29 protein-coding genes are annotated in these 26,309 nt (G+C 58.9%); 11 read left to right on the top strand and 18 right to left on the bottom strand.

Annotated elements, in window-relative coordinates:
* Positions 1-585: 585 nt before the first annotated feature.
* The 5 genes from mobF to GLX_RS14765 form a co-directional block, all read right to left on the bottom strand.
* On the bottom strand, positions 586-3,804 hold the full coding sequence (mobF, locus tag GLX_RS14780; protein WP_014106803.1) for a MobF family relaxase: 3,219 nt from the start codon (positions 3,802-3,804) through the stop codon (positions 586-588).
* Entirely contained in the window at positions 3,804-4,100 is a 297-nt protein-coding gene (locus GLX_RS14775) for a hypothetical protein (RefSeq protein ID WP_010511920.1), read from the bottom strand. The genes mobF and GLX_RS14775 overlap by 1 nt, the downstream gene beginning before the upstream one ends.
* Positions 4,101-4,163: 63 nt before the next feature.
* Complete coding sequence (locus tag GLX_RS14770) at positions 4,164-4,532, bottom strand: hypothetical protein (protein WP_023524152.1); 369 nt, start codon at positions 4,530-4,532, stop codon at positions 4,164-4,166.
* A gap of 198 nt (positions 4,533-4,730) precedes the next feature.
* Positions 4,731-5,165, bottom strand: a complete 435-nt coding sequence (locus GLX_RS17580) for a hypothetical protein (protein WP_014106801.1) — start codon at positions 5,163-5,165, stop codon at positions 4,731-4,733.
* A gap of 12 nt (positions 5,166-5,177) precedes the next feature.
* A protein-coding gene (locus GLX_RS14765) for an IS5 family transposase (RefSeq protein WP_082779839.1) occupies positions 5,178-5,974 on the bottom strand; the annotation gives its coding sequence in 2 pieces (ribosomal slippage) (positions 5,178-5,635 and positions 5,635-5,974; 798 coding nt in all).
* A gap of 421 nt (positions 5,975-6,395) precedes the next feature.
* Between GLX_RS14765 and GLX_RS14760 the strand changes: the two genes are divergently transcribed.
* Positions 6,396-7,192 (top strand): IS5 family transposase gene (locus tag GLX_RS14760; RefSeq protein WP_248705283.1). Its coding sequence is split into 2 segments (ribosomal slippage): positions 6,396-6,735 and positions 6,735-7,192, totalling 798 coding nucleotides; the frame shifts between segments, so codons are not numbered across the junction.
* Here GLX_RS14760 and GLX_RS14755 read toward each other — a convergent pair.
* From GLX_RS14755 to GLX_RS14750, 3 genes are all read right to left on the bottom strand, one after another.
* Positions 7,189-8,643, bottom strand: a complete 1,455-nt coding sequence (locus GLX_RS14755) for a hemagglutinin repeat-containing protein (RefSeq protein ID WP_014106798.1) — start codon at positions 8,641-8,643, stop codon at positions 7,189-7,191. The genes GLX_RS14760 and GLX_RS14755 overlap by 4 nt on opposite strands.
* A 310-nt stretch (positions 8,644-8,953) precedes the next feature.
* The gene (locus GLX_RS17575; RefSeq protein WP_148268688.1) at positions 8,954-9,502 is read right to left on the bottom strand and encodes a hypothetical protein; all 549 of its coding nucleotides are present in this window, start codon (positions 9,500-9,502) and stop codon (positions 8,954-8,956) included.
* A gap of 124 nt (positions 9,503-9,626) precedes the next feature.
* Complete coding sequence (locus tag GLX_RS14750; RefSeq protein ID WP_012812328.1) at positions 9,627-10,877, bottom strand: IS701-like element IS1452 family transposase; 1,251 nt, start codon at positions 10,875-10,877, stop codon at positions 9,627-9,629.
* Between the two features lie 138 nt (positions 10,878-11,015).
* Between GLX_RS14750 and GLX_RS17570 the strand changes: the two genes are divergently transcribed.
* A protein-coding gene (locus tag GLX_RS17570; protein WP_110570266.1) for an IS5 family transposase occupies positions 11,016-11,770 on the top strand; the annotation gives its coding sequence in 2 pieces (ribosomal slippage) (positions 11,016-11,355 and positions 11,355-11,770; 756 coding nt in all).
* Here the strand turns inward: GLX_RS17570 and GLX_RS14740 are convergent.
* Positions 11,763-12,209 (bottom strand): hypothetical protein, encoded by a 447-nt coding sequence (locus tag GLX_RS14740; protein ID WP_014106795.1) that lies wholly within the window; start codon positions 12,207-12,209, stop codon positions 11,763-11,765. The two genes, GLX_RS17570 and GLX_RS14740, sit on opposite strands and share 8 nt — an antisense overlap.
* Before the next feature lie 90 nt (positions 12,210-12,299).
* On the opposite strand from GLX_RS14740, the gene GLX_RS18245 reads away from it, so the two are divergent.
* Both GLX_RS18245 and GLX_RS18660 read left to right on the top strand, forming a co-directional pair.
* A complete protein-coding gene (locus GLX_RS18245) occupies positions 12,300-12,533 on the top strand; it encodes a hypothetical protein (RefSeq protein WP_148268687.1) in 234 nt (77 codons plus the stop codon).
* A gap of 133 nt (positions 12,534-12,666) precedes the next feature.
* Positions 12,667-12,825 (top strand): hypothetical protein, encoded by a 159-nt coding sequence (locus tag GLX_RS18660; RefSeq protein WP_167537205.1) that lies wholly within the window; start codon positions 12,667-12,669, stop codon positions 12,823-12,825.
* Between the two features lie 322 nt (positions 12,826-13,147).
* Here GLX_RS18660 and GLX_RS14735 read toward each other — a convergent pair whose 3' ends face one another.
* Complete coding sequence (locus tag GLX_RS14735) at positions 13,148-14,179, bottom strand: IS110 family RNA-guided transposase (protein WP_010511145.1); 1,032 nt, start codon at positions 14,177-14,179, stop codon at positions 13,148-13,150.
* Between the two features lie 90 nt (positions 14,180-14,269).
* Positions 14,270-15,058, bottom strand: coding sequence for a BRO-N domain-containing protein (locus GLX_RS14730; RefSeq protein ID WP_231850465.1), 789 nt, complete (start codon positions 15,056-15,058; stop codon positions 14,270-14,272).
* A 257-nt stretch (positions 15,059-15,315) separates the two neighbouring features.
* On the opposite strand from GLX_RS14730, the gene GLX_RS14725 reads away from it, so the two are divergent.
* From GLX_RS14725 to GLX_RS14705, 5 genes are all read left to right on the top strand, one after another.
* The gene (locus tag GLX_RS14725) at positions 15,316-15,900 is read left to right on the top strand and encodes a hypothetical protein (RefSeq protein ID WP_023524157.1); all 585 of its coding nucleotides are present in this window, start codon (positions 15,316-15,318) and stop codon (positions 15,898-15,900) included.
* A gap of 3 nt (positions 15,901-15,903) precedes the next feature.
* Positions 15,904-16,734, top strand: coding sequence for a hypothetical protein (locus GLX_RS14720; protein WP_014106792.1), 831 nt, complete (start codon positions 15,904-15,906; stop codon positions 16,732-16,734).
* Complete coding sequence (locus GLX_RS14715) at positions 16,734-17,228, top strand: hypothetical protein (protein ID WP_014106791.1); 495 nt, start codon at positions 16,734-16,736, stop codon at positions 17,226-17,228. The genes GLX_RS14720 and GLX_RS14715 overlap by 1 nt, the downstream gene beginning before the upstream one ends.
* Before the next feature lie 110 nt (positions 17,229-17,338).
* Positions 17,339-18,151: a hypothetical protein gene (locus GLX_RS14710; RefSeq protein ID WP_014106790.1), complete on the top strand. Its 813-nt coding sequence runs from the start codon at positions 17,339-17,341 to the stop codon at positions 18,149-18,151.
* 13 nt (positions 18,152-18,164) lie between these two features.
* On the top strand, positions 18,165-18,572 hold the full coding sequence (locus GLX_RS14705) for a hypothetical protein (RefSeq protein WP_014106789.1): 408 nt from the start codon (positions 18,165-18,167) through the stop codon (positions 18,570-18,572).
* A gap of 352 nt (positions 18,573-18,924) precedes the next feature.
* Here GLX_RS14705 and GLX_RS14700 read toward each other — a convergent pair whose 3' ends face one another.
* From GLX_RS14700 to GLX_RS14685, 4 genes are all read right to left on the bottom strand, one after another.
* The gene (locus tag GLX_RS14700; RefSeq protein WP_014106788.1) at positions 18,925-19,227 is read right to left on the bottom strand and encodes a hypothetical protein; all 303 of its coding nucleotides are present in this window, start codon (positions 19,225-19,227) and stop codon (positions 18,925-18,927) included.
* Positions 19,228-19,297: 70 nt separating this feature from the next.
* The gene (locus GLX_RS14695) at positions 19,298-19,978 is read right to left on the bottom strand and encodes a hypothetical protein (protein WP_023524158.1); all 681 of its coding nucleotides are present in this window, start codon (positions 19,976-19,978) and stop codon (positions 19,298-19,300) included.
* Positions 19,979-20,500: 522 nt separating this feature from the next.
* Positions 20,501-20,935: a cupin domain-containing protein gene (locus GLX_RS14690; protein WP_014106786.1), complete on the bottom strand. Its 435-nt coding sequence runs from the start codon at positions 20,933-20,935 to the stop codon at positions 20,501-20,503.
* Positions 20,936-21,000: 65 nt separating this feature from the next.
* The gene (locus GLX_RS14685; RefSeq protein WP_014106785.1) at positions 21,001-22,020 is read right to left on the bottom strand and encodes a zinc-binding alcohol dehydrogenase family protein; all 1,020 of its coding nucleotides are present in this window, start codon (positions 22,018-22,020) and stop codon (positions 21,001-21,003) included.
* 100 nt (positions 22,021-22,120) lie between these two features.
* Here GLX_RS14685 and GLX_RS14680 point away from each other — a divergent pair, with 100 nt between their 5' ends.
* Positions 22,121-22,534: a winged helix-turn-helix transcriptional regulator gene (locus tag GLX_RS14680; protein WP_014106784.1), complete on the top strand. Its 414-nt coding sequence runs from the start codon at positions 22,121-22,123 to the stop codon at positions 22,532-22,534.
* A 154-nt stretch (positions 22,535-22,688) separates the two neighbouring features.
* The gene (locus tag GLX_RS14675; protein WP_231850464.1) at positions 22,689-23,294 is read left to right on the top strand and encodes a nuclease-related domain-containing protein; all 606 of its coding nucleotides are present in this window, start codon (positions 22,689-22,691) and stop codon (positions 23,292-23,294) included.
* On the opposite strand, the gene GLX_RS14670 is transcribed toward GLX_RS14675, so the two are convergent.
* The 3 genes from GLX_RS14670 to GLX_RS14660 all read right to left on the bottom strand — a co-directional run bounded on the left by GLX_RS14670 (position 23,288) and on the right by GLX_RS14660 (position 26,236).
* Positions 23,288-23,722 (bottom strand): hypothetical protein, encoded by a 435-nt coding sequence (locus GLX_RS14670; protein WP_023524162.1) that lies wholly within the window; start codon positions 23,720-23,722, stop codon positions 23,288-23,290. The two genes, GLX_RS14675 and GLX_RS14670, sit on opposite strands and share 7 nt — an antisense overlap.
* Before the next feature lie 130 nt (positions 23,723-23,852).
* On the bottom strand, positions 23,853-25,904 hold the full coding sequence (locus GLX_RS14665; RefSeq protein ID WP_014106781.1) for an ATP-dependent helicase: 2,052 nt from the start codon (positions 25,902-25,904) through the stop codon (positions 23,853-23,855).
* On the bottom strand, positions 25,901-26,236 hold the full coding sequence (locus GLX_RS14660) for a hypothetical protein (protein ID WP_014106780.1): 336 nt from the start codon (positions 26,234-26,236) through the stop codon (positions 25,901-25,903). Before GLX_RS14660 ends, GLX_RS14665 begins: the two co-directional genes overlap by 4 nt.
* Positions 26,237-26,309 lie beyond the last annotated feature (73 nt).

Genomic DNA, 26,309 nt, shown 5'->3' with positions numbered 1-26,309 from the left:
TATAGCACCGCTATTGGGAATAGTCCTCGACGTTTTCGAGGATTTGGCAGATTGCAGAACTGGTATGCTCTTGAGCAGATATCCGATAGGATCCTGCGCCTGCTCATCTGTATTTCATCTGACCGTCAACACTTCTTGCTTTCTACGGCAATCCTGTTACCCGTTTCCCGCCCAGCATCAAGACGCCATATCTGCGATAAGAGATCATCTGGATCCGGTGTCAGCAGAACACTCAGACACAGCTTCCTCTTCGGTCCAGGAAGGTCTTGAGGCGTGAACATGCCCGGAAGCTTCAGTTGGACCAATAACGCATAGCAGGCTTTCAGGGATCGGTTCGCGTACAACATCATTGAACCGAGTACGCAACTCCTTCTTCAACCAACAGTCGAACGGATCAGGATCTCCCCGGAAAGACACATCATGCATCATTGACCTGCTATCTACTGCTCGCCGCCTCCCTAACGATACGCAGCCGACTTCGTTGCGCAAATGACCAAAGCGTGCGTCAGATCTGAGATGTTGTCGCGGTATGGCACATGGTCGGCAGGATTCAAATCCGGTAAGAACAGCAGAAAGCCGGACGCTCTAGCTGGCGGCGCCTGGCGACGCAGATGGCACAGGGGGACGCCTGCCCAGCACCTGGGCGGCCCGTTGGCTCCGAAGCGTCTGCTCCGCACCCGTCATGACTGCTGGTGCGTTCCTGATCATGACCTGCAGCCTGGCGTCGATCTCGGCCAGACGCGCCTTATGCAGGCGCTCGGCCTGCCGCGCCTGCGTTTCCAGAATAATCTCCCTTCCATAGGGGCGACCTGACTTCGTCAGTGTCTCCTGCATGCGCCCAAGCGCGATCAGTTCCCGGATCCTCGCATCCCGGGCCTTGCGGGTTCGGGCAACCAGATCCGTACCCAATGATTTATAGGGTTTATGCGCCATTTTCTTTGCCACATGATTCCACAGGTCGTCACTGGTGATGGGCGTGGTATCCCCGAGCGGCCTCTGGTTCCGGACCGCCTCAAACGTCGCGCCATCGGAGATCATGGTCCATGTGGTTCCACGCGCCCGGCTTTCCGCGACGTATGAGGTAAATCCCGTCGCCAGTTCAACGCCTCGCGGCAGGGCATTGATATGCTCATCGGAAGTAAGCCCCTGTGCCGCATCAATCGTCATGGCATGTCCGAACCCGAGCATTACCCGACCAGTCTTCACATCACGAAACCGCCGCCATTCGACATCGGCAACAAGCCCGTCCTTCGTGCGGACGCGAAGCCCCGCATCGCCATGGGCCAGAACCTCCACCACGTCGCCGTTATTTCCGACTGTGGCGCCCTTTCCATCCACACTGCCCCATGTCCGACGATACAGCCGAAGCCGGTCGCCCGTAGCGATCGCGAGATCATAGGTTTCGCCGCGCTGATCAATAGCCTGCACGGTGATTTCATGCGTCGAGATCTCGCCGCGCTCCTGCAGGATTTTACGGACAGCACGACTCAGATCGGCAGCATCCTGATTGGTCAGCGCCGACATGCTGATCGTCTTGGTCCGGCCTCGCCGCAGGCCGGCACCGTCGGCGACCAGAGCATCGCGACGCGTCACATACAGCCGGGCAATATCCTGCAGGACTTCCTCATGGTCGCCGCCGACCAGACGGATCGTTCCATCCGCCCGTTTCATATCGATCGCATCCCGGACTTCCTTCAGATGGAACCTGTTACGGACGTCGTCATCATTTTCCTCGTCCGTATGCGCGTTGGCCGCAGCCCCCGTGAACTCGTGAGATTCCAGATCGCTCTCTTCCGGTTCTGCGCCACGAAACAGATCAGCAATCTCGCGATTTCTTGCAGATACCTGCCGGACGCTGGACAGAAGTTCAGGCATATCTTCCGGATCCAGGACCCGGCGCAACATCTCGATGGCGTCCCCTGCCTCGATATTCTGCGCCTGCTCGTGGTCACCCAGCGCCTTGATCGTGCAACCAGTATCACGCTGCACCTGTAACAGGCGAAGCATCTGGCGTGGGCCGACCTGACCGACCTCGTCAATCACCAGTACCGTGTTTCGATCCACATCGACGTCACCCCTCTCCAGCCGCGCCAGAAAGGGCAGCATAGCGCTTGTGTCAAAGATGCCGGCCTCACGTAATGCGTCTGCCTGGCGCCAGGCATTGGCAATCCCGATAACCCTGCGACCATTCGTGTCATAACGCGTATCATGTTTCCACGCATCAACCAGCGGAGACAGCAGGGCCGTCTTCCCGGAACCCGCGACGCCGGTGAGCATGGAGAGCGCGCCGCCCCGGCCAAGAGCGTAGATCGCAGCCTTTTGCGTCTTTCCATGTTCGCTCGCGAAGTCAAGCGGCGATCGTCCGATCGCTTCTGTGATCTGGCGGTCCGACAGCGCCCCGCTCCGGTCTCCTGAAGCACGAGCCGCCTGAATCGCGAGGTCCTCCTCGATAGCGATCTGCGCGGAATTCGTCACCCTCAGCCGGTCGCCACGCATCTCCTGAATCAGCGAGACCCGTTCCCCGCCGAGTTCAAGACCACGCTGTTCAATAAGGGCCACGACATGATCGATGTCCTTCACCCCACCCTCGATGCCGGTGCCGATCAGGCCCCGGGCAGCATACGTTCTGAGCTTGTCGTGATCGATCACGGCGGCTGTTTCAAACTCCCTTGCGAGATGACGGGCAGCGAAACGGTAGGCAATATCGTATCGTTGTTCCCTGGTGCCCACAGGCGCTGCTGGCGTGCCAAGCAGACTTTTTTCCTCCCAGCCAAGACGCCTGGCCTGCTCGCGCCATATCTCATGGTCACTCGTACCTTTGTCCTTGTCGAGCCGGGCTGCCAGGCCGGCCATGGACAGGATGCGGCGCTTGCGGTCGATCGGCATATGCGCCCAGTCCGCTCCTTCCGCCGCGGCGTACTCCTTGGCCGCCCTGATGACGTTGCGTCGTCCCTTGCTGAAGAAATCCGATATATCCTGCGGCACGGCCGAGATGACCGTCGCCTGTTCATTCGCATCGTATTGCTGGGCGATGCCGATCCGGCGCAGTTCATCAGCGAGCTGTGCCTGGAAATATGCTCCAAATTCGTGAACGCGCGATCGCAGCCGCTTCGTGTCGAGTGAACCCACATGTCCCTCTTCCGTGACTACGACATTGAACAGGGCATTATGGATATGGGCATGGGGATCGCCGCCTGTTGGCGTATCGATCAGATAGGTCTGGCCTGTCCCCGCGTCACGCGCCTCGACCGTCGGGCGCGCGGTATCATGCCGGAATGACACCCAGGCGACCTCGCCCGGGTTGGCACCGTCTTCGCCCCCATGACCGCGCCGCGCGAAACCGATTTCCCGCGCGACATAGAGCATGGTGGCGTCGTTTGCCCGATCAATGGCGTGCCAGATGGCTGCCCTCTCGGCCTCGGTCGGCGCAAACTCGGCCGCAAGCGTAACTGATTTGTGTGGCGCCAGGGTCAGATCATAGGCACTGATCTTGCGGGCGTTCCTTGACCAGTCATCGCCATTATCGGCCCTCTTTGCTTCAAACAGGCGATTGAGTTGCGCGTTCTTAGGTGGTGTCTTCGGATCAATGCCAAGAGCCGCTGCAATCTCGGGTCGCATGCCCGGTCGCCACGAGGCCCGCCCATCGCGACCGGTGTAATAGCTGGTCAGTCGGCCACCATCCGCGTCAGGCACTTTTCCAGGCTGGGTACGGAAATCGTGCTCTGGATCTGGCAGTTCCTGCGTGAAATAGGCAGTGATCAGCCGACCGCTGCTCTCAGCCGAGATTTTCCGGAACGTCATCATCAGGCATCGGCTCCATCCTCATCATTGGGCCGGGCCGACCGGGGCATCCTGCCCTCCTGAATATCGAGCACCCTGCCGGTTGTAAGATCAATACGTCTGAGCATAGGGTTCTGGGCTGCGATCAAGGTTACCAATCGGCCGAGAATCTCATCAAGCGTGGGCCCGTCGGAATCTTCCGGCGAGAGGATTTCAATAATCAGGGATAGCTTGTCCTCAATAGCCCGAAGCCGTTCCCATAGGTCGTCGCCCCGGACTGGGGATATGCCTCGTCTCCCGGTTGTCTCGCTCATCTTCATCGCTTCCCACGTCAGAACATGGGAAAGTGTCACGTAGCATCACGCGACTGTACTGGCTTTCTTTTACGTACACGCTATCAGATCGCACGTGGCGTGACCGAACAGGCATCCTGTAAGACGTCGCCGCGAGCACGCTCCCGACAGTGGCCGCCATGCAACGCCAATCGCAGTTATCGTCCCGCCCGTGCCACCGCCCTTAGCTCCTTCGGGATTCATGACGTTGGCCTGGTGGCCCATCGCCTTCATCACGGCATCGGCATGGTTAGCGATGTCATTGGCCGTCAGGGTGCCCGTCGTCAGCATAGTGCTCGACTTCTCGAAGTCAGGCCCGATATTGGACTGAACTGCAATCAGGTCGATGTTGCCCTTGGCGGTGTCGCCTTTCTCGAACAGGTCGGAAACGGACTTGACCTGCCATAACGCCTGCGCCAACGTCGGCCGTCACGCCCGTCGTCGATGCCTGTGCATCACCATCGAAGCCAGCTTGTTACGTGTTTGCCACTTGGATAAGCGGCACGTCTACACCGCCAATCCAAAACCAGGAGAGCAATATTCATGTAGGCACTTTGCAAATTGTGCCTAATTGTGTGCATTTCCATTAACGACCGCTACGTTATGTTAAAAGCAACCTCAGACGGAGACGCAACCCTTTTCCTGCCATGATTTTTTCATCTGGGGAAGGCATGCTATGATTTTATCTAAATCTTCTGTCATTTTTGGAAATACAGTCTTATATTCATCGCTTCGATAACGCTTAACAAATTCGAAGTCACCAAGGATACACCGAACGATACAAAGCATAACTCCACGCTCTTGCTCGTATTCTTTATACCCTCCAGATGCTGTTACGGCATACCGTGCAGGAAGCTCTTCCAGCATGTCTTTTTCACTGTTAAAATTATAATGACTTTCAAAGAATGCAACGCCTTGAAGAAATATTCTTTTAATCACATCTTTAAATTCGTTTGCGTCACGCCAATACGGCTTATCTGATCCTCCAGCTTCTATAAACATCGCTCTATTTTGAATAAACCTTGGCGTAGATTGCAAAAATTCTGGCAACATGTTTAGGGCCTGTTAGGGCTTGATCCAGTCTGCTGCGGCAGCGATGTGGATGACCGCGAGGAACGACGTTGCTGTTTTTTCATATCTGGTTGCGACAGCGCGCCACTCCTTGAGGCGAGCCCAGAGGTTCTCAACGAGATGCCGACACCGATAGGCCCATTTGGGGCAGGCGACCGGGCCATCGCGTCGTTTCGCGGGAATGGCTGGCCGTGCTCCCATGTCCCATATCCGTTCACGCATGGCGTTCGACGCGTAGCCCTTGTCCGCTACTACCCACAGGGGAGTGGCGGGAAGGCTGTCGAGCATGGCTGGTGCCAGAGGCAGTTCATGAGCCTGTCCAGGGGCCAGCGCAAAACCGAAGGCTTTTCCATGTCCATCAGCGATCACGCAGACTTTTGTGCCATAGCCGCCGCGAGAGCGGCCAAGTGCTTCACGATGGTCTCGCTCTTCGAAAGAGGCCCCTTTTTTTGGGCTCCCGCCGCTTTGTGGTGAGCCCTGATGTTTGTGCCATCCAGAAAAGTCATTCCGAATGCCACTCCCTGTTGTTCCTGAACCAGTGCGAGCAGCCGCTCCCATACGCCGAGCTTCGCCCAGCGGATGAAAAGCTGCGCAGCCCGCCACCACGGACCCAGTTCAGCGGGGATACTCCGCCATTTCGCGCCATTCTCATGACGCCAGAAAATCGCTGCTATCGTCCGCCGCAGATCATGTGGCGGCGTCTTGCCCCTCGGGCGAACCTCCTCAATCAGAGGTTCCCAGATCGCCCATGTCTCGTCCGTAAAGGTGCCTGTTCTGTCTCCTTCTTCCATCCCTACAATATGGGAAGAAATTCAAGATCTAACAGGCCCTAGTGAGCCTCTGATTTCCGAAAACGTTACGCGCGATGTATGGACAGAAGTTCCTAGTATTTTTTTATATATCCGCATTGTTTTTTTATTATCTAGAAATAGCACAGGAAAAGGCATTACTTCTCCCAGAGGGCCAACCCGATCAAACCGAAGTCCTGGATCGACGAATAAAGTCGTATGCTTTAGAGATTTATTCCTAAACTGGTCGGATACGAACTCCCAACCATCATATCCTTCAATAGCCTCCCGGCATAATGCTAGGATATCATTCTTAAATACTGACATTTTATAACCTCATGGTGCACGTAATACGATAACAGGTACAGCATTCTTATTTCCATTAGGGCCTGTTAGATCTTGAATTTCTTCCCATATTGTAGGGATGGAAGAAGGAGACAGAACAGGCACCTTTACGGACGAGACATGGGCGATCTGGGAACCTCTGATTGAGGAGGTTCGCCCGAGGGGCAAGACGCCGCCACATGATCTGCGGCGGACGATAGCAGCGATTTTCTGGCGTCATGAGAATGGCGCGAAATGGCGGAGTATCCCCGCTGAACTGGGTCCGTGGTGGCGGGCTGCGCAGCTTTTCATCCGCTGGGCGAAGCTCGGCGTATGGGAGCGGCTGCTCGCACTGGTTCAGGAACAACAGGGAGTGGCATTCGGAATGACTTTTCTGGATGGCACAAACATCAGGGCTCACCACAAAGCGGCGGGAGCCCAAAAAAAGGGGCCTCTTTCGAAGAGCGAGACCATCGTGAAGCACTTGGCCGCTCTCGCGGCGGCTATGGCACAAAAGTCTGCGTGATCGCTGATGGACATGGAAAAGCCTTCGGTTTTGCGCTGGCCCCTGGACAGGCTCATGAACTGTCTCTGGCACCAGCCATGCTCGACAGCCTTCCCGCCACTCCCCTGTGGGTAGTAGCGGACAAGGGCTACGCGTCGAACGCCATGCGTGAACGGATATGGGACATGGGAGCACGGCCAGCCATTCCCGCGAAACGACGCGATGGCCCGGTCGCCTGCCCGAAATGGGCCTATCGGTGTCGGCATCTCGTTGAGAACCTCTGGGCTCGCCTCAAGGAGTGGCGCGCTGTCGCAACCAGATATGAAAAAACAGCAACGTCGTTCCTCGCGGTCATCCACATCGCTGCCGCAGCAGACTGGATCAAGCCCTAACAGGCCCTAATCCTTGCAGTCCCAGCACGTTTTTTACCCACTGCAGTCGCACCGCCGATCATACCGCCCAATGCCCCTTCTCCTGAAGCCGGGCTGTTGGTCAGGACGCCGACGAATGTCTTCTGGGCATCGGGATCATCCAGAAACAGGCTGTTCGCCATCGAAACCACGATCGGATCAGTCAGTTTGTATAAAGCTCGAGACAACGCGGCACCAACCGCCTCCCCCAGAACGTTGCCATGTCCTAATGTGGCGCCGACGGCGTTACCTACGGCTTCAAGTCCAGTCCGGCCCGCGCCATCTTCTCCAAAAGCGTTTTTGTCAACGGACTCCAGACCGGTCGAGACCATGTCGCCGACCTGTCCCACGACCTGTTGGATCTGCAGGTCGTTCTGCATCTGCTGGGCGTCGAAGGTGTTGGTCAGCGGATGGCTGGACGTGGAGGGCGAGCGGGAGAGGTCGCCACTGGTGCTGCCGGCTGCGATCTGCACGTTCGAGCCGATGGCCGACTGCGTGACCGAACTGGCGTCCTGATGGGTCGCGGCCCCCAGCAGGCCACCGGCATTGGCCGCCATGCCCGTGCCAATCGCGGTGGCGAAGCTGCCGGTTCCCCCGCCCGTAGCCCCTTCGGGATTCATAACGTTGGCCTGATAGACCATCGTCTTCGCCGTGGCGTCGGCATGGTTGGCGATGCCATTGGCCACCAGCGTGCCCGTGGACAGCTGGTTGAGCGCGGCCGCCGCCGTGCTTTCGATCACGCCCCCGTTCAGGGTCGTCGTGCCACTCGCCGTAACATCAAGACCGCCACTGCCCGCATACAGCCCGGACTGCGTCGCCTCGGTCGAGGCATAGCTGTCCTTGACGGTCGTGTAACTGAAACTCGCGCTGCCCCCGATGTCACCCGCGCCCCAGACCGGGACCGAGAAGCTGGCGTCAATGCCCGTGGTCTTCGAATTGTAGCCCGACGTGTCCTGCGCCGTGGTGATGGTCAGGTCTTTCGTCGCGACATCAATCGATTTGCCGCTGATCTCCGCCCCGTTCAGGGTTGTCGCGCCGGTCGCGTTGGCGATGGTGACGTTGTCCGTGCCGCTGACCGTGCTGTCCACCGCCGTGCTGGACGCGGCATTGGTGTTGGTCTTCGAGGCGCCGAATTCGCCCTCAATGCTGACACCGGCCCCTTTCGTGCCGATGCTGGCCGAAGCCCCCACGCTCGCCTCGATCGATTTCGAGCTGGCGACCTCGTGCGTCGTGTCATATCCCGCCTGCAGCGTCACCTGCCCCGAAAGCTGGGACGCCGGCGCCACGATATTGCCCGACTGGCTGTCGGTCGGCACGCCGCATGTCGCGGTCACGGCCAGCGTGTTGCCCGCCGCCGCCGTCGAACCCTGCACCGTGCCCGTCGTCAGCGTCGTGCTCGACTTCTCGAGGTCAAACCCAATATTGGACTTCACCGCGTTCAGGTCGATGTTATTTTATACCCCGCACTTTTTAAAATAAGACTCAGAAAATTCAGAACTTATTTAAAATATCTTTTTTTGCTACAGATAATGCGAAGACGAATGTGTCATATTTCACTTTGTTTTTTTACATTCCTCCTTACAATCAGGAAATACTATACTAATTTTCTCTATTCCGTCGTCCGTAGACAAAAGACATATATATACTCCGTCAATGTATATCTCACAAACTATATTGTCATACTCAGAATCACTGAATATTTTTGTTTCTATTATTGATCCAGAAAAATCAAACTTCATGGTTCTAGAAATCCTCTAAATATACCGTTAGCATCGAAGCGTGCTCCTCGGCCGTCACCTGCGTCACATCTTTTCCTCCAAATCTGTTCCCGTTGTTAATCGTTTTATGTGTGTCATTAAGTATGGCATCTAGTTCTGCTTGCCCAGCCGCGTTAATTGCTGCTGGATTTCTTTTCGGGGCAGGAAATGCCGATCCCCTTCGTCCGCCATGCTTTTGTAAAGCCCGGCCAGCCCGGATAAGCTCGCCAGCTTTATCACTTGGATCAAGTAATTTTCCGGTGTCTAAGAGCTGTTTTGTTGGATCTGACGTCTTGTATTCGTCTTGGGGAGGCTCCTCACCTTCGGGCTCCGGAGTTGCACTTCCGCTACTTCTTGAAGATGCAACACCACCACTCCCAGACGGCGGTGAATTGTCTATTGCCTCGTTATTCTCAGAATGAACCGTCGTCCCTTTTCCGTCCGGCAAGTGATTGGCCAGCGCATCGTGAGCGACATATATGGCCGTACTGACATCCAGCACGACACCAACGCCCTTCACGATGGGATTGGGCACGCCTTCTAGCACTACAGTTGCATTTTGTGTCGTGAGTGAGCGCGGATAGCACTGGCCTGATGCGTTCGTCGAAAGACGGACCATCTGAGGATGTGAGAGACGGGTAGTCTGCGTTGTGCAAGTTTTACGACGAGGCGCCTGATCTCCTGAATGGACCAGCGGACAAGGACTGTCGTGTTCTGAGTTGTGTTTTTTTCGGTTTCAGTGAGTTTGCCTGGTAACGGACACTGGCCATGACGGCATAGGCCAGCATGACCAGAGAGACGTGCCGATGCCAACCATGCCAGGAGCGGGTCTCGTTATGATCAAGACCAAATTCGTTTTTGGCCGTCTCGAACCCTTCTTCGATCCTCCAGCGCGTCCCTTCAACGTTCACCAGTTCCTGCGTGGTTGTCCCTTTCGGGCTCCAGGTCGTAAAATAGGCAAGGTCCCCGTCAGCGATGTTTCGGCGGATCAACAGGCCACGTGTCCATGGTCCGGCTATAGGGCAGTCAAATTCTTCAGCATCCAGATCAGCAAGCGGAAGATACGCCCAGTCATAAAGTCGCTCACCTTTTGTGCCGTGCCCCGCTGACAGACGACGCCAGGCCTGGTCTGGCAGTCCTGCTGCAATATCTTTCGCCTCTCCGGCAATCAGCGGTTCCGTTGCCCATGATCCGAACCAGTGATTGCCCTTGACCCCAAGCACATATCCAATTCCTGCCCGGCGAAGCGTGCGTTCTACGTCGCCCACGCCATACACGCTGTCTGCTGCAACCCAGCGGAACGGCACACCGGCCTCAATACTTCGCTCAATCATCATCGAGGCTAACGCCGGTTTGGTTGCAAACACCACGTCATCGGGAACGTGGGCCCGCTTCAGACGCTCAGGCTTTGATGTCCAGTCTTTCGGGAGATACAGGGCGCGGTCAATAAAGGCATGCCCCCGTTCCGAAACATAAGCGCCAAACACACCAATCTGGCAGTTCGTGATCTTGCCGGCAGATCCCGTATACTGCCGCCCCACACCGCAGGACGCCTGACCCTTCTTCAGAAAACCGGTCTCATCAATGACCAGCACGCCCTCTTCAGTGCCCAGATGCTCAATCACATAATCCCTGACGACGTCACGAAGGGCATCGGCATCCCAGTGCCCGCGTCCCAGAAGCGCCTGCTGCCGCCATGGACCAGGATCTCCTGCGGCTTCCGCTCGCATCCATCCCGTCTTGCGTGGTTCATTGCCAATCAAAACATCAAGAAAAGCACAGGCCGAATCTACGACACGTTTTTGCGTGAACAGCGGCGCCATCCGATCCTTGGCGGACCGAAGCGAGCGCGCCCATAATTCCAGCGTCTCTTCAACAGACGTACCGCCACTCATCATATCCTGAATCATGGTTACCCATAGATTCAGAACTCAACACAAAATGCAACTGTAGTGCTAGGGCGTGTCGTCATTTAGCATCTGGCGCTATGAGGCTTGTACTCCCGTTTGATCTGTGATGTTTTCTCTCTGTTTTCAGGGAGAGAATGAATGCGACGATATGGCCTGAGTGACAGCCAGTGGAAACGGATAAAAGATCTTCTCCCGGGTCGTGAAGGCCATGTCGGCGGAACGGCTGCCGATAACCGTCTGTTTGTGGAAGCGGTTCTGTATCGTTACCGTGCCGGCATTCCGTGGCGTGACCTGCCTGCCCGGTTCGGGGACTGGAAGAACGTTCACCGGCGACTGCGTCGCTGGTGCGAAGGCGGCGTGATCGAACGGATTTTCCGGCATCTGGCCGCCGATCGCGACAACGACTACATGATGATCGACAGCACGATTGTCCGGGCGCACCAGCACAGTGCGGGTGCCCGTAAACAAGGGGCACAGATCAGGCCATCGGGCGGTCCCGTGGTGGACTGACTTCGAAAATCCACGCCATTGTCGATGCCGCAGGAAAGGCGGTCGCCCTGTCCCTGACGCCCGGGCAGAGAGCGGACATCACGGAAGCAGCCCCCCTGCTGGATGAGGTCGATCCCAAAGCCTTTATCGCCGACAAGGCTTATGACGCCGATCCGCTTGTCGAAAAGATCGAAGAACGGCAGATTACACTGGTTATCCCTTCAAGGAAAAACCGACGCAATCCACGGAAAATCAGCTTCCAGCTCTACAAAAACAGAAACATCATTGAACGCTTCTTTGCCAGATTGAAGCAGTTCAGAGGCATTGCAACACGCTACGACAAGCCGAAGTCAACATTCCTCGCAGCAGTGCAACTCGTTTCCGCCATCATCGGAATTAACTGACGACACGCCCTAGGACTTTGCTCGCGATTTCCGCTATTTCAACAGCTACGGCCATCTGCTGGCTCATGTTGTTCTGCTGAATGGCTGACGCCGCGGCGGCCCCCGTCAGTGCATCAATCGATGTCGATCCCCCGGCAGCCAGACCGCCCGCTGCCCCGGCAGCAGAGGCGACCGTGTTGGTAATGATATTGGCCAGGGCTATCTCTGTATCCCGATCCTTCGTTTCGCTGACGGCCCACGCTACCGCGCTGGGCAGGATGGCAGAAGTCGCAATGCCTGCAGACGCCGTACCAATACCAGCCGCGGCCACATTGCCATGACCAAGTGCCGCCACGCCTGCATTGCCGGCCGCCTCCATCAGGATACGACCGTAATTGTCCTTCCAGTTGGTCTCGTCAAACCCTGCTACGCCCTTGCTGTGCAGCGCATCCGAAACCATTCCCCCGACCTGTCCCACGACCTGCGATCCGACCTACTGGACCTGCAACTCGTTCTATATCTGCTAGGCGCCGAAGGTGTTGGTCAGCGGATGGCTGGACGTGGAGGCCGCGTGGGAGAGGTCACCGCTGGCACTGCCGACTGCAATCTGCACGTTCGACCCGATCGCCGACGGCGCGAGCAAGCTGGCATCCTGATGGGTCGCGACCCCAGCAGCCCACCGGCATTGGCCGCCATGCCCGCACCGATCGCGGTGGCGAAGTGGCCGGTTAGCCCGCCTGTGCTGACCGACGCCCCGAAATTCTCCGTCTCGGCCGCGCGGTGACTGTAATCATGCTGTTCGATGTCCTGGGACGCGCTCGCTGCAACCGAACCCAGCGTGATCCCCTGCCCTGCCACCAGCGTGGTGTCGCGCAACAGCAAACACGCACGCCCATGACGCCGTGGATCCGGACGCCATGATGGTAGCCCTCCTGCGCGAATACGGGCTGCCAAGCGCCAGGGAACGCGCGCGACATCATATCGGACGCTGCGTCGAGGCCGGCCTGGCAGACGACGCCGCCTTCTGGATGCGAATCAGCAACCACCTCGACGGCCTTATGTGGACGGCCGTTTAAGCGCAATACCTCACATTGTTCTCCCGATGTCATTTCTAAAACGTATTATTCTACCGGCTGGATGATGAATACCGATTTAACGTGAAGACCCGGTCAGATGCGCTCTTATGTCCGGCCTGTTTATGCGACTTTATGCGCTGGCCATCATGGGTGTGCGCTCACGTGTCAGGCACCAATCTGGTATCACGTGCTCAGGGGCACAGACGGTCGAACGGTATGGCCTGAACTGTTGCTGAATGACTGTCTTCCCATCACGTCGGTTCGTACATACTGCCGGATCTACCGGAGCAAGCTCCGGTGTCCATCGTTCTGCTGGTGCAGGTCAGCCTGCTGAAACACTGACACCAGCCGGACGATAGATCTCTTTACGTGACAACAACGCCCAGATGATACGAGCCATTTTATTGGCAAGTGCAACTGTTGCCAGACGCCTTGGACGACGCGCCATGAGTTCGCATAGCCACTGACCCGCAGCGCTATCCCACTTATGGGCACGATGAAGCATGGCCGTCGCACCAAGAACCAGCAACGTTCTTATCTGCCGATTGCCCGTTTTGGTAATCCTTCCCAGACGGGTTTTACCGCCGGTAGAATGCTGACGAGGCACAAGCCCCAGCCAGGCGGCAAAATGGCGCGCAGAGGCGAAAGAGCCAATATCCGCGACCGAGGCGACAATCAGAGAAGCCGTTATAGGACCGACCCCAGGGATGGTCATCAACCGACGCGCATCGTCATCGCTTTTTGCACGCGCCCGGATCTGCACTTCCAAAGCATCAATGCTCTGAGCGACCTTTTCATAATGCTCAAATAACAACATGGCACTCTGCTTCATGGCAGCAGGCAGGTCGGCTGATGTCTCTATTTTTGCCATCAGTTCTGGCAGATGGCGTGTGCCCAGAGGGGCTATCAGCCCGAACTCGGAAGCAAGAGCCCGTAACGCATTACTCAGCATGGTCTGCTGTTTGACCAGAAGAGCGCGGGCAGAATGCAGTGACAAGACACCTTGCTGCTCTTCGCTCTTGATCGGAACACACATCGTATCAGGATGAGTCGCCGCCATGCAGATCGCAGCCGCATCAACAGCGTCATTTTTCTTGCCTTTTTTGACAAATGATTTGACCCGATCAGGAGGAACCAGTCTGACATCATGACCAATCCTGCTGATCACCCGTGCCCAGTAATGAGCTGACCCGCAGGCTTCCAGAACAACTTCACATGGGTCAAGTTTTGCAAAAAATGCTGAAACTTCACTGCGACCAAGCTTGCGCTTGAAAACGCACTTTCCAATTGCGTCAGCCCCATGAGCCTGAAAAACGGATTTGGCAATATCAAGGCCAATTATGCTAGCTTTCATACGGGCGGTCTCCTCCTGATGGTCAGTGAACCTCCATCATGGCACATTGATGCCGCAGGGAGGCCGTCCACCCCATCTGGATGGCAAAGACTACGTTTTTTCCCGGATGGCAGTAACGACACAGCGGGATATGTCGAGGCCGATGCGGATAGCATCGTCAAGCTGCCGACCGACGCCGCTTTGAAGAACGGCGGAGCCGTATATTGCCCCGTCAATTTTACAACATATGCTCCAGACCGAGCCAATCAGGTTCATGGCGTGAGCCAGCCCTTCGACATCGTGACGGTCGAGGTTGCGAATAAACTCGCGAGGATCGACCTCCTCTATATACGGCTTCTGTCCCGGCATCACGAAGACCATATGGGGTCCCGGATGGGACAGGCGTGAAAGCAGTTCCTTCTCTTCACCAGTCATGGCAGGCTCATCGTGGTCTGAGCGCATCCCGCTCTTGCCGTAGCTTCCTGTCCGACGGATCTGAGGCAAAACTTCATGCGTGACCCATCTCCGGAAATCCTTTGCTTTTCGCTTCGTGGACTTGAACGTCAGATGGTAGATACCGCTTTCACTCACGATCAGCATGGTCTGCGGGCCACCTTCGGTCTCGATGAACGCTTTCGCTACTTCGTCTGCATCAAGATACCTGATCGCACTCCTCGCGCTTTCGTAATCAAGAGCGCGCGCCACGTCGTCAGCCACAAACCATGTGAACCCGTTGATGAAAACGGAGCGGACCAGCTTTCCGCCAAAAGCATAAGGTATGCCGTCGAGGACACTCTGAGGAGCCGCGTCCGTAAAATTCGCGTGGATCGTGTTGTCTGATTTGACGCACATGGCCGACTCCCCTGGGCGATGGCTGCAAGCATCATCTGGCCCCATCATGCGACCCACCATAACCAACTGCTCGGAAGGGGCAGGCCTTACAGGCCCACCCTTTGCCGCGTGTCCTTCTCTGGCGGCAAAGCCGCCCGCACCAACGGTGCAATGGTGTATGAGGCTCCTTAAATCAGAGGGAGCGACAAGGGAGCGATAAAGGAGCGATAAGGGAGCGGCAGGGGAGCGGAAAGGGAGCGCTGTAGTGGCGATGAAGCCGAAAATCCCCACATAACCGCTGAACGCTGGAAACAGGGATACTGACCGTGGCCAATATCGACGTCCAAAAGCGCCTACGCGAACACGCAATTGCCATGACCACCCAGGCAGCGACCCGTTCCGTCCTGCTCTGGCTAACCGAGCATCATGACGCCGTTGCCGCCATCAGACCGCATGGTGGCTCATGGAAGCCCGTCATCGCCGTGATGCGCGAGAGCGGCCTCGATATCTCCGCAGACCATTCCGGCCTCAGAAAGGTAAGGAAGCTCTGGGTACAGGTCAGGAACGCCCGAAAAGGACATGCTGAGGAACAGACCGCCTCGGTAGAAGTCGATCCCCCCGTCCACAACACCCATCCGAGCCGGCTGCCGCAGGACTGGAAGCCCGACCTTGTCGATGATGGCCAGAAAAACCTCCCCCCCCTCCCCGATGCATCAGCTGTACCCGCACAAAGAGTGTCCGCCGAAAAAAACGCGCAGGTCGCATCATTGCCCGCGACAGTGCCAGCATGCTCGGGCAGCGAGACAACCGGGGAGAAGAACTTTCCCATTGGTCGCGCCCGGGCCGAGGCCATCAAGCGGGATCTTCTTACGCGGCTGAAGCGGAAGGAGCCCGGTTTTCATCGGGAGTAAGGCATGGCATCCGCCACGATCACAGACGCCGCAGAACCAACGGAGCTGGTGACACGCCCAACCCTGCTCGTCGCAATCGGGCGCCAGCGGGTGGGAAAAACGACATTCCTCAAATCACTGGCCGAGATCACGGCCCAGCAGGGAGGCAGACCGGAGATCTGGAACACGGATTCCATGAACCGCTCGCATACGCTTTCATCGCTTGGTCCACAGGTTCTGGAAGCGGACAGCATGTCCCCGACCGGGCAGGCTGCCTGGCTGGAAGGGCAGATCGAGAAACTGGTTGAATCCCGCCATGATGCGATCCTCGACATCGGGGGAGGATGGACTGCGATGCACGAACTGATCCGCTCATCTCCCCTTGTCGCGGCGCTGGACGAGCTCGGGGTCTCGCTTGTGACGATCTTCATGATCGGTATGGAGAATGCGGACATCGACTATCTGCAGGACCTTCAGGAGCAACATGGTTTCCTGCCGCCCCGCACGGCTATTGTCATAAATGAAGGCCTGCTTCCCGTCGGTATCGATACACCTCAGGCGGTCAGCCAGATCCTCGAAAACGAAGCGGTTCTCAACGCTCTGGACCGCGGCGCCGCGCACGGTGTGTTCCCCGCGATCAACGGGCTGAAGAAAATCGCGGATCGTGGGCAGTCGTTCATGGATTTTGCTGCGAACAAGCCGGTTCCCGGACAGCCGAAAAGCTCGGTCTTCGACAGGCTACGGGTCAATCGCTGGCTCAAACGGGACGTACCCCTCTTCCTGCGCGACCTCGGAGCGGACTATCTGCCCCGGATGCCAAAGGGGCTGCCCGACGTGGTTATGGAGAATGTCTGATGGCGGCCCAGGGCGACATCGAGGCGGCAGACCGTGAATTCGCGGTCCGAATGGAGAACCTGCGCCGGGTCGCCGCCCAGTGGGTCGAGCGTCCGATCGCACCCGAAGTCGAAGTGCTTTCGGCGTTGGTCGCAGCGATAGACCAGATCGGCACCCTCTGCATTGAGGCCAGGCGCGCCTCCATCCGCGCCGCTGCCGAGAGCAGGCTGGTGGCGGAACAGCAGCGCGAAACCCTGGCGCAGGACACGATCGCCATCCACAGCCACCTCAGGGACGGCATTGAAGCGGTGCACACGCTGCGCACCATCAACGAAAAGCTGGTCGAAAAGAAACTCCTCGCGATCACCGCAGATATAACGAAAGGATTAAGGGGCGCCATCGAGAGCCAAGCCACGGCCATGACCAGACGGTACAACCTGCAGACGGCCTTTCGCATCCTGGGATACAGCTCCATCGTCCTGATAGCGGGATTTGCGCTCGGACGGATGCCCTGAGCGTGTCCATAACGGACACGCTCAGGTCCGGAACCGAAACGCCGTACGAAGTTCTGACACAAGTCGCATGATGCTGGTCGATCCTGTCCGCCTCGCAACAGGATGCCAAGGTGATCCGGCTCCCCTTTCCATGCTGCCGCACGGCGCAAGCGACCGTGGTCCTCGTAACGTGCGGCCTCGTCACTCCCCCCATCGGGCGGGCACAGACAGTAAACGTGCCGGGCGGGCTCCCGACACATGTCAACGCAACCTATCAGGAACCGGGGCTCGGTGGCTGGACCCCGGACACGACGGGCACAGCCCAGGCCACCAGCGGAAGCGGCGCCGTCACCCAGACAGCGACAGCAGGCACGTCCGACAGCGATGCGCTTGAGACCCTATACCAGCAGTCATGGGGCTATGCGGCAGCCCAGAACGCCGAGGCGCTGGGCGTCAATCCATCGGCGCTTGCCGCGACCTGCGTGGTGGAATCCGGCTGCCAGAACCTCTACACGGCCGGAAACGGCAGTACGATCACAGGCGCGTTCCAGATGAGCAACGGGACCTACAGCCAGACCCTTGAAGAGGCACTGGCAGCAGCCCCCTCGCTGGCCTCGTCCATCACCAGCGGCACGGCAGGCCAGCAGGACCCGGCAACGCAGGCAGTGGCTGCGGCGCAGTATCTCAAGGATGCGGCCACCCGTCTGCAGCACAGTGGCATCAGTAACCCGACAGCCCTTGATGCCCGCGCCTATTATAACTTTGGCCCGAACGCAGGTGCTGAAATCGCGACGGCCGACGACAGCAGCCTCATGTCGTCCTACATATCGAGCACGGCGATGTCGGGGAACAATATCAGTTCAACCACCACGGTCGGCCAATGGCGCGCGGCGGTCGCAGCAAAAATGGGCAGTGCTGCGTCCAGTTCGATCCTGACCGGCTGACAAGGAGTCCAGCATGAGGTTTTCCTGCCGGGCCGCGATCCTTGCGGCCCTCACCTGCAGCATCAGCCACCCGGCCTTCGCGCTGCACAGAACCCCGGTCCGTGCGCTCGACGGGTACAGATGCATGGCCCTTGATGCGCCGGAACGGGTCATGATGGATTTCAGGCATCCGATCCCGCTGCAGAGCGAACCACGGGACGGTGCCCCGAGCATTGCTCCTGCGCTGGCAGTACTCCCCATCGCCACGGACGCACCGCCTACGAACGGCTACGTCCGGAGCATGAATCTCGCATTGCGTCCCGGCTGGGTCTCGACAAGATGGCTGAAACCCTACGACGCGGTCCATCCCGGCATGACCTGCACGCCCTACATCATGAATGACGGCAAGCTTGGCTTCGTGTTCGGCAGGGCGACACAGTAGGTTTGTCATCTCCACTGTCCGGCATGCTGCATGACCGACATTGTTTTTCCCGGGAGCGGATCAGGGAAGGCCGCTGCCCGCCGGGAGGACCGCGAGGTGCCCGGGTCAAGCCTGAGGGCATGCCCCTGAGGTGGACCGGGTTGCCCGGAGCGCGGGGCACCGCCCTGCGCTCCGGGCGGCCCTGTTCACTGAAAGGGGCGTGTCCTCACCGCGCGAAGCGCGGCGCGCAGCGGGCTTGAGGCGGGCGCCTCGCGGCGACATGCTGGTTTCAGGGCATTTTTTTGCAAGCACGATAGCGACCCCGGACACCAGAAGCAGGAACCCGGTTTCCGGGCTCCTGCGGCATAGTCTCTCAAGGCGTCGGATCGTCAGGCCACCAGGGGTCGGGGGCGTCCGCGATCTCGCGCGCTTTCGCTTCGGCTGCGGCAATGGCTGCGACCCTTGCGGCCGTGGTCGCCTCCCGCCATGCGTCGATGCCGTGGTCGGCAATAAAGTCATGCGCGCCGTCATCTTCGGGATGCGGCATTTCCGGGCCGTGATAAAAAGGATTGCGATGCCAGACGTCCCGGTCCGTCAGGACCCATGCGTGGTGGGGCGCAGCACGCGAAAGCGCAAGGGCTTCGTCGCGGTCTGCCATGGATTCATATTCACTCATGCGGGTCGATCCTTGCGGAAAGGTACCTTGCCGTGGGTGGCCGGACCCGCCGTGGGTCCGGCCGGGTCGGTCAGAAGCCGAGGGCGTCCATCTCGGCAGCTGCGGCCCGCTGGTCGATGGTGCGGGCGTTGCTGGCCGTGTAGGGCTTCCACGGGGTGCCGATCATGTCCTCGTAGGCGGCAAGGGCCCCGCGGGCGGACGCGACCAGAGCGGCGGCCTTGATCCCCTGCTCGGCTGCGAAGCGGCGGGCGTTGGCCGCCCTGTTTTCCAGCCCGTCGACGCCCATCCGGTCCTCTTCGCGATACTCGTTGAACTGTGAGGACAGTTCGCGGGCCTGCGCGCGCTTGGCGTCGTAGAACTGGGCGGCCCCGAAGGCGGACGCGACAGCGGCGCCAGCCATGCGCTGGAGGTGCATTTCCAGCCCCTTGTCGTTCTGCTCGCCGTTCCATGTGGTCACGACCAGCACGGGCGATAGGCTGCGGGCAATGACGGTGAAAGCCTGCCGGGCCGTTTCCGCGAGGGCGTCGGCATCGAAGTCCTCAAGGCCGAAATGGGAAACGATCTTGGTGATCTGGTCGGGAACGGGGATCAGGGCTTCGGCGGCCTCGATGGTGATGACAGGCGCGCGCCGGGCCGCTTCCTCGAAACGGCGGGCGGCGGGGGCCTTCTGGCCCGCTTTTGCCTTGCTGGCGGCTTTCTTCTCTTGCACGGAAGCGAGGGCGGCGGTCATTGTGTTGGTAGCGTTGGACATGAAACTAGCCTTTCTGTCTGGCGTCAGCCCTGTCCGGTGTTGGAGCACCGGGCGGGGCGTCTGTGGCGGGAACCATTTCCCTCTCCACAAATAAAGAATAGTACAGACAGAATATAAATACAATAAAAAAGACAATATATTATCAGTAAACATTAGTTTACTATTGTTTTTATTCCCTTTATTTCCTTATGCCCATTTTATTAATCGCAGTATTATCAAGCATCTCATAAGTATTCATCCTGAAGAACCCCCGGGCGAGCGGTCGAACCGTTGCGCGAAAGCGTGGAGACCCCGCAGGGGGCTCCAGTGAGGTTAGCGGCGCAGCCGCTTAGCGAACCAGAGTGAGAGAACCCCGAAGGGGCCGCCCCTGATTTTCTTTTTTTCCTGCTGAACAGAGATGTTTCCCGAACCGGGCCTTTCAGGAAAGGGAACCGTCTCCAGACGCCCAGGACTTACGCCGCGTTTTGCGGGCATGCGCTGCAGGGACACAGATCCAGTTCATCTGTGACCCGCGACATGACTTCAGATACTCTTGATGAAGCCGGAAGGCGTGCCTTCGGCAGGATTGACGAACACCACGTCATCCGGTGCCCGGCGCGGTGTGTCGATGGCAAGAAAAATGACAGGATCACGCAGGATACGCGGCACCGCATGCACCGCACGCCGCGGAAAGACCAGCAGGTGCCCGGGGACAAACGGTGCTTCTTCAGCCGGATCATCAATCCAGAATGTCCCTTCTCCGGAAAGCACATGGAGGACTTCATCACACTGGGTATGATAATGCGGCGGCACGTCCCGATAGATCCGGAACACCCTGATGCTGGCTTCCGGCCTGTCGGTCAGATAGGTATCCAGCAGCATCGTATCCGCGGTTTTCGGGAACGCTGCCGCAATCCTGTTGAGATCGAACCGCCCACCGGTACGGTTCAGGGTCATCAGGTGCTTTTCATCAGTCATGAGGCCTGTTCTCCGCCCGTGTTCCACACCCTGTCTCGTCGAGCGCTTTCATGGTCTTCTCCATTTCAGCCAGGAAAACCTTCGAGCACGATCTTGCCCTTTGCCTGACCGCTCTCGATCAGGGCATGGGCCTGCCGCAGGTTCGCCGCCTTGATCAGGCCGAGGTTCCTGCCAAGCGTGGTGCGGATACGCCCGTCATCCACGAGGCGTGAGACTTCGTTGAGAATTTCGCCCTGCCTGCCCATGTCGGCTGTGCCGAACAGCGGGCGCGTGAACATCAGCTCCCAGTGCAGCGACAGGCTTTTCTTCTTCAGCGGCAGGGCGTCGAGCGCGGCCGGGTCATCAATCAGGCCGAAATGCCCCTGGGGCGCGATCAGCGCGACAATCTCTGGCATATGCCGATCCGTCTGCGTCGTGGAAAAGACGAAGGCGGGCGCACCGGTCGGAAGGGCGGCGACCTGCGCGGCAAGCGGCCTGCTGTGGTCCACCACATGATGGGCCCCGAGGGATGTCACCCAGTCGCGCGTTTCTGGCCGGGAGGCGGTGGCGATGACCGTGACATCGGTCAGGACCCAGGCCAGCTGGATGGCGATGGAGCTGACCCCGCCCGCACCCCCGATAATCAGCACGGCCGGCTTCACGCCGGGGACTGACCGACGGATATCCAGGCGATCGAACAGCATCTCCCAAGCGGTGATCGCTGTCAGCGGCAGGGCCGCCGCTTCAGCCCAGTTCAGGGAACGGGGCTTACGGCCGACAATCCGCTCGTCGACCAGGTGGAATTCAGCATCGGTTCCCGGGCGATCGAGCGCGCCTGCGTAGAAAACCTCATCCCCGATGGCGAAATCCGTGACTTCAGGCCCGGTGCCGGCAACGATCCCGGCGGCGTCCCAACCCAGAACCCGCCATTGACCCGCATCCGGCGTGGCGCTGCGACGGACTTTTGTATCGACCGGATTGACCGACACAGCCCTGATTTCCACCAGGAGATCCCGCCCTGAAGGGACCGGCTTCGGCAGATCGATGTCCTGGAGCGAAGCCGGATTGTCGATCGGGAGAGGCGTCTGGTAACCGACGGCGCGCATGGTGTCTGCTCCTGTGTTGATGAAGGAGAACAGTGAGCATTATGCTGGGTTCGGACAAGAACGCACTTTTAACGCCCATAGTATCGGAAATGATACCGTCATGACCCGTATCCGGCATAAATCACTTGATTGCAGTCCCGGCTGTGCCGTTGAAGCGACGCTTCAGCTGATCGACGGGAAATGGAAAGGAGTGATCCTCTACCACCTGCTCGAGGGAACCCTGCGCTTTAACGAAATCCGCAGGCGCCTGCCCAATATCACCCAGCGCATGCTGACGGCGCAGCTCCGCGAACTGGAACAGGACGGGTTTGTGCTGCGGACAGTCTACGCCGAGGTGCCCCCGAAGGTGGAATACAGCCTGACGCCGCGGGGACGGACCCTGGAGCCGGTCATCATGGCTCTCAAGAAATGGGGGGACGAGAATACCGGGTTCAGGCGGGATCCTGAATCCCCTGCGAAACTGGACGAGCCTGCCGCCGATTGTCCGGTCTCCTGCATTCAGGCTGGCGGTTGAGCGGGCACTATTGATGATCCGCATCCACGCTGCAGACATGTACTTGGCCCCTCACCCGGAACATACACGGTTCCCAATACATCCAGCTGCAGTCGCATGATGGACAGATATACGGGACATGCTATCGGGGCGTGGAACCACAGGGGAAGACTGCGTGGCAAGACTTCGACGTCATCGCGTGAAGCCTTCCGGCAGCTGCCGCCTGACGGCCCGTGAGGCGCAGGTCTGGCGATCCTTTCGCGCCGCCATCCAGGGCGAGAAAGGAGAGAGCGCCGTAGCCCACGTGCTCGACCGGAGCGGCCTGGCCGTGCTGCACAACGCCATACTGCCGACAGGTGACGGCAGGACCACCCAGATTGACCACCTGTTCCTCAGCCCGCGGGGCATCCATGTCGTGGAGACAAAGCGGTATGGCGGCGAACTGACCGGACACCCGGAAGATGAACGGTGGCGACAGCGTTTTGCTGTCGAGGCGCCCGACGCCCCGCCCCGGCTGATTTACAGCCCGGTGATGCAGAATGCCGCCCATTGCCGGGCCGTCTACGCGCTGGCCCGCCTCGTGGACCCGACCATCCAGGTCTTCAGCCACGTCGTGATGACGGGAACTGCGGTCCTGTCACCGGCGCTTGTCGCCTGCACCCTTTCCCTTTCCGAGTTGGAAACCCTGCTGCACGATCTTGAGCGCAACGTGCCGCAGGGCACACTGATTAACGCATGGCGGCGCATCGGGCTTGCCTGCCATGCCAGCGGGCATCAGTAAGCGGCCTCCCTGTCGAGAAAATCGAGCAGTTCCGCGATTTCCCCGGTTGAAAGCATGCGCCCACGACAGGCCTCGCTATCGCGGGGAAAGTCGAGCGGCTCACCACCATGGTCACGGTTGCCGGCACTGATCCAGAGTACCCGCTCCGGCTCCTCGGGATCATAATCGAGGCGAACCCCGAGGCCATCTCCAAGGTCGATGAAATCGGAGAACAGGTCGTCCTCACACCGCAGCGGAAGCATGCCGATTTCCACACCGACCCATCTGTCGGGAAATCTGGCCCGGAGAAGGTCGGTGAGCTGGCGCGTATGCGGCCTGAGATCCGTCGGATCCCGGACGGGCGGCGGTGGCTCCAGGGGCTGCAGGAAACCCGCCTCGTCATCATCCCAGTCATCGGGCTCAATCGGCGGCACCGGCTTTTTCGCCATAAAGCAGACGTCCTTCGACCAAAAGAAAAGCAATTTAAGACCGAAGCGTCGGACGGAACCAGCCTGTTTGGTGCAATGCCCCGGCCACGCGAACGCATGTCGCCGCTGCCGGAGCATGCATTGTCCGCATTCACAAGCCAAGCGCATTCAGTTCCTGATCAACCTGCCTCCAACGGCCGTCAGACTGACGTGGTTCGTTCCTGCCATGATTCCAGCTGCTGACCCGGTTCTCGAGTGGAATTTCGTCAATGAACCGGCTCGGACGGGAAGATCCGCCCTGGCGATAATCACAGAACGTGATCGTGGCCTGCTCCATGGCCCGGGTCAGCGCCACATAGGCAAGGCGACGCTCCTCTCCGGGATTGCGCGACATCGCACCGGGGAAAATCGCCTCTTCCCACGCAGGAAGAAAGACATGCCGGAATTCCAGTCCTTTCGACCGGTGCATGGTCATGAGCTGAACGCGATCACGACCTTTTTCTCCAGGTGCTCCGCCTGCCAGTGCCGCATGTTCGAGGAGGTGTTCCACGCGCCGGAAACCCTGGGCCAGTTCGATCAGTTCCGCGAGGTTTTCGCGCTGGGTTGCAGCTTCATCCGAATCATCAGCCCGCAGCATGTCCAGATACCCTGTTGCCTCGAGCAGGCCGGTAAGGCGCTCCCCAAGGCTTTCCCCTTTCCGACATCCGATCTGTCTGAGAATCTGGACGAATCCCTGCAGCGCCACGACACATCTCGGGGACAGCCGGGTCCGTGTGGCCGCCGCGCATAGCGACAGACCACCCGCCGAAGCCTCTATCTCGATTTTCCCCAGGCCCCTGGCGCCAAGGCCCCGCGGGGGCCGGTTGGCCATCCGCCGAAAGGCTTCGTCCGACCTGCGCTCATCGGGCCATGCACAAAGCGTCAGCAGGGCCAGAGCGTCCTTGACGGCGGTACGCCAATAGAAACCCACATCCCCGATGATCTCGTAGGGGACACGGGCGTGGAGCAATGCTTCCTCCAGCGTTCGGAAAAGCCGGTTCTGGCGGTAAATGATAGCCATGTCATGCCAGGCGACGCCGGTCGCTGCGCGACGGCCAATCTCCCGGACGATCGCCGCAGCTTCCTCGGTGGCGTAGGAGAACCCCAGAACCTCGATCGGGAGGCCCTCGCCCCGACGTGTAAACAGTGTCTTTTCGATCCGCGACGGGTCAAATGAAATCACCGCATTCGACGCATCAAGAATATTGCTGGTGGAACGGAAGTTCTCCTCGAGCTTGAACGTCTTCACAGCAGGAAACTCACGCGGGAAGTTCCGCAGGAAGCCGACTTTCGCCCCCCGCCAGGAATAGATGCTCTGGGAATCATCACCCACACAGAACAGTTCACCAGACGTCCTGCTGAGCAACGTGAGCCACAGGTACTGGGCGCGGTTCACATCCTGAAACTCGTCCGCCATCACGGCCGTAAAACGGGCGGACCACCGGCGATGGTATGCCGCATCATGCAGCATCGCGAGGGTCGGCCACATCAGCAGATCACCAAAATCCGCCGCGTTCTGCTCGCGCAGGATCGCCTGGTAACGACCATACAACCCGACGACAAAGCGCCAGCTTTCGTGATCCACATGGAGATTCGCCGACTGCCGCCTGCCGATCAGGCTTTCAACATGCGCGAAAGCAGCCACCGGTGTGATCAGATCCTCTTTCAGCCGCGCAATCCGCTCGGCCATTTTTTTGATCTGTCTCGCATCTCCTGGCGCTCCTTCCTGCGGCACGGGAAGCTTTTCCTTAGGGACAGTCCTGATCAGGCGGCGGACAATGGCGAGACTGTCCTCGGCGTCACGAATGTCAAAACCGCTACGCAATTGCGCCACTTCAGGCTCGGCCCGTAGCTGTCGGGCAGCCAGAGCATGAAACGTTCCAAGCCATGTGGGTACCGAGTACGTCCCAAGAACGTCTCCGATGCGCTTGCGCATTTCCTGGGCGGCCTTGTTGGTAAAGGTTACACAGAGGATCTGGCCAGGAACCATGCCATGCAGTCCGACGCGGGTTGCGACCCCGGCTGTCAGGGTTTTGGTCTTGCCGGTGCCTGCCCCTGCCAGAACCAGAACATATCCCAGCGCCATCGCCGCGCGCCGCTGTTCTGGCGTCAGGCTATCAAGGACTGGCGCAAGCGCACGCGGAACGGGAAGATTACCGGTCATAGCTCTTCCAGCCCTTCCGCCATGCAACCCGGGGTCGTGGTGATCTTACCGGTCGAGAGCAGGATCGTCGCCGGATAGGAAAGATCCCAGTTCCCAAGCTGACCTTCCCAGCGTCCATCGATAACCAGGCCGACAGGACAGCCCGGCCGCTCGTAGAGGCGGACTGCACTTTGCGGTATCGGGGGATCATCTTCTGCCTGCGCCAAACGCTGGCGCAGGTGGCGGTTCCAGATGCCTCGAGCCGGGCGCGAGCAGGCAAATGTTCGTGCAAGGTCTGCCTTCATCGCCAGACGCGTAATCCCCAGATCCGCATAGTCTGAAACAGATCCCATGACCCTCTCCTATGTGAGATGATCCTGCGCGCAGGACCGTTCGGCGCCCGCCTCTGTGGCACGCCAGCCGTAA

The organism is Komagataeibacter medellinensis NBRC 3288, from assembly GCF_000182745.2.
GTDB lineage: Bacteria > Pseudomonadota > Alphaproteobacteria > Acetobacterales > Acetobacteraceae > Komagataeibacter > Komagataeibacter medellinensis.
Note: the sequence above shows the minus strand (reverse complement) of the source record. Positions and strands in the feature narration are given on the sequence as shown.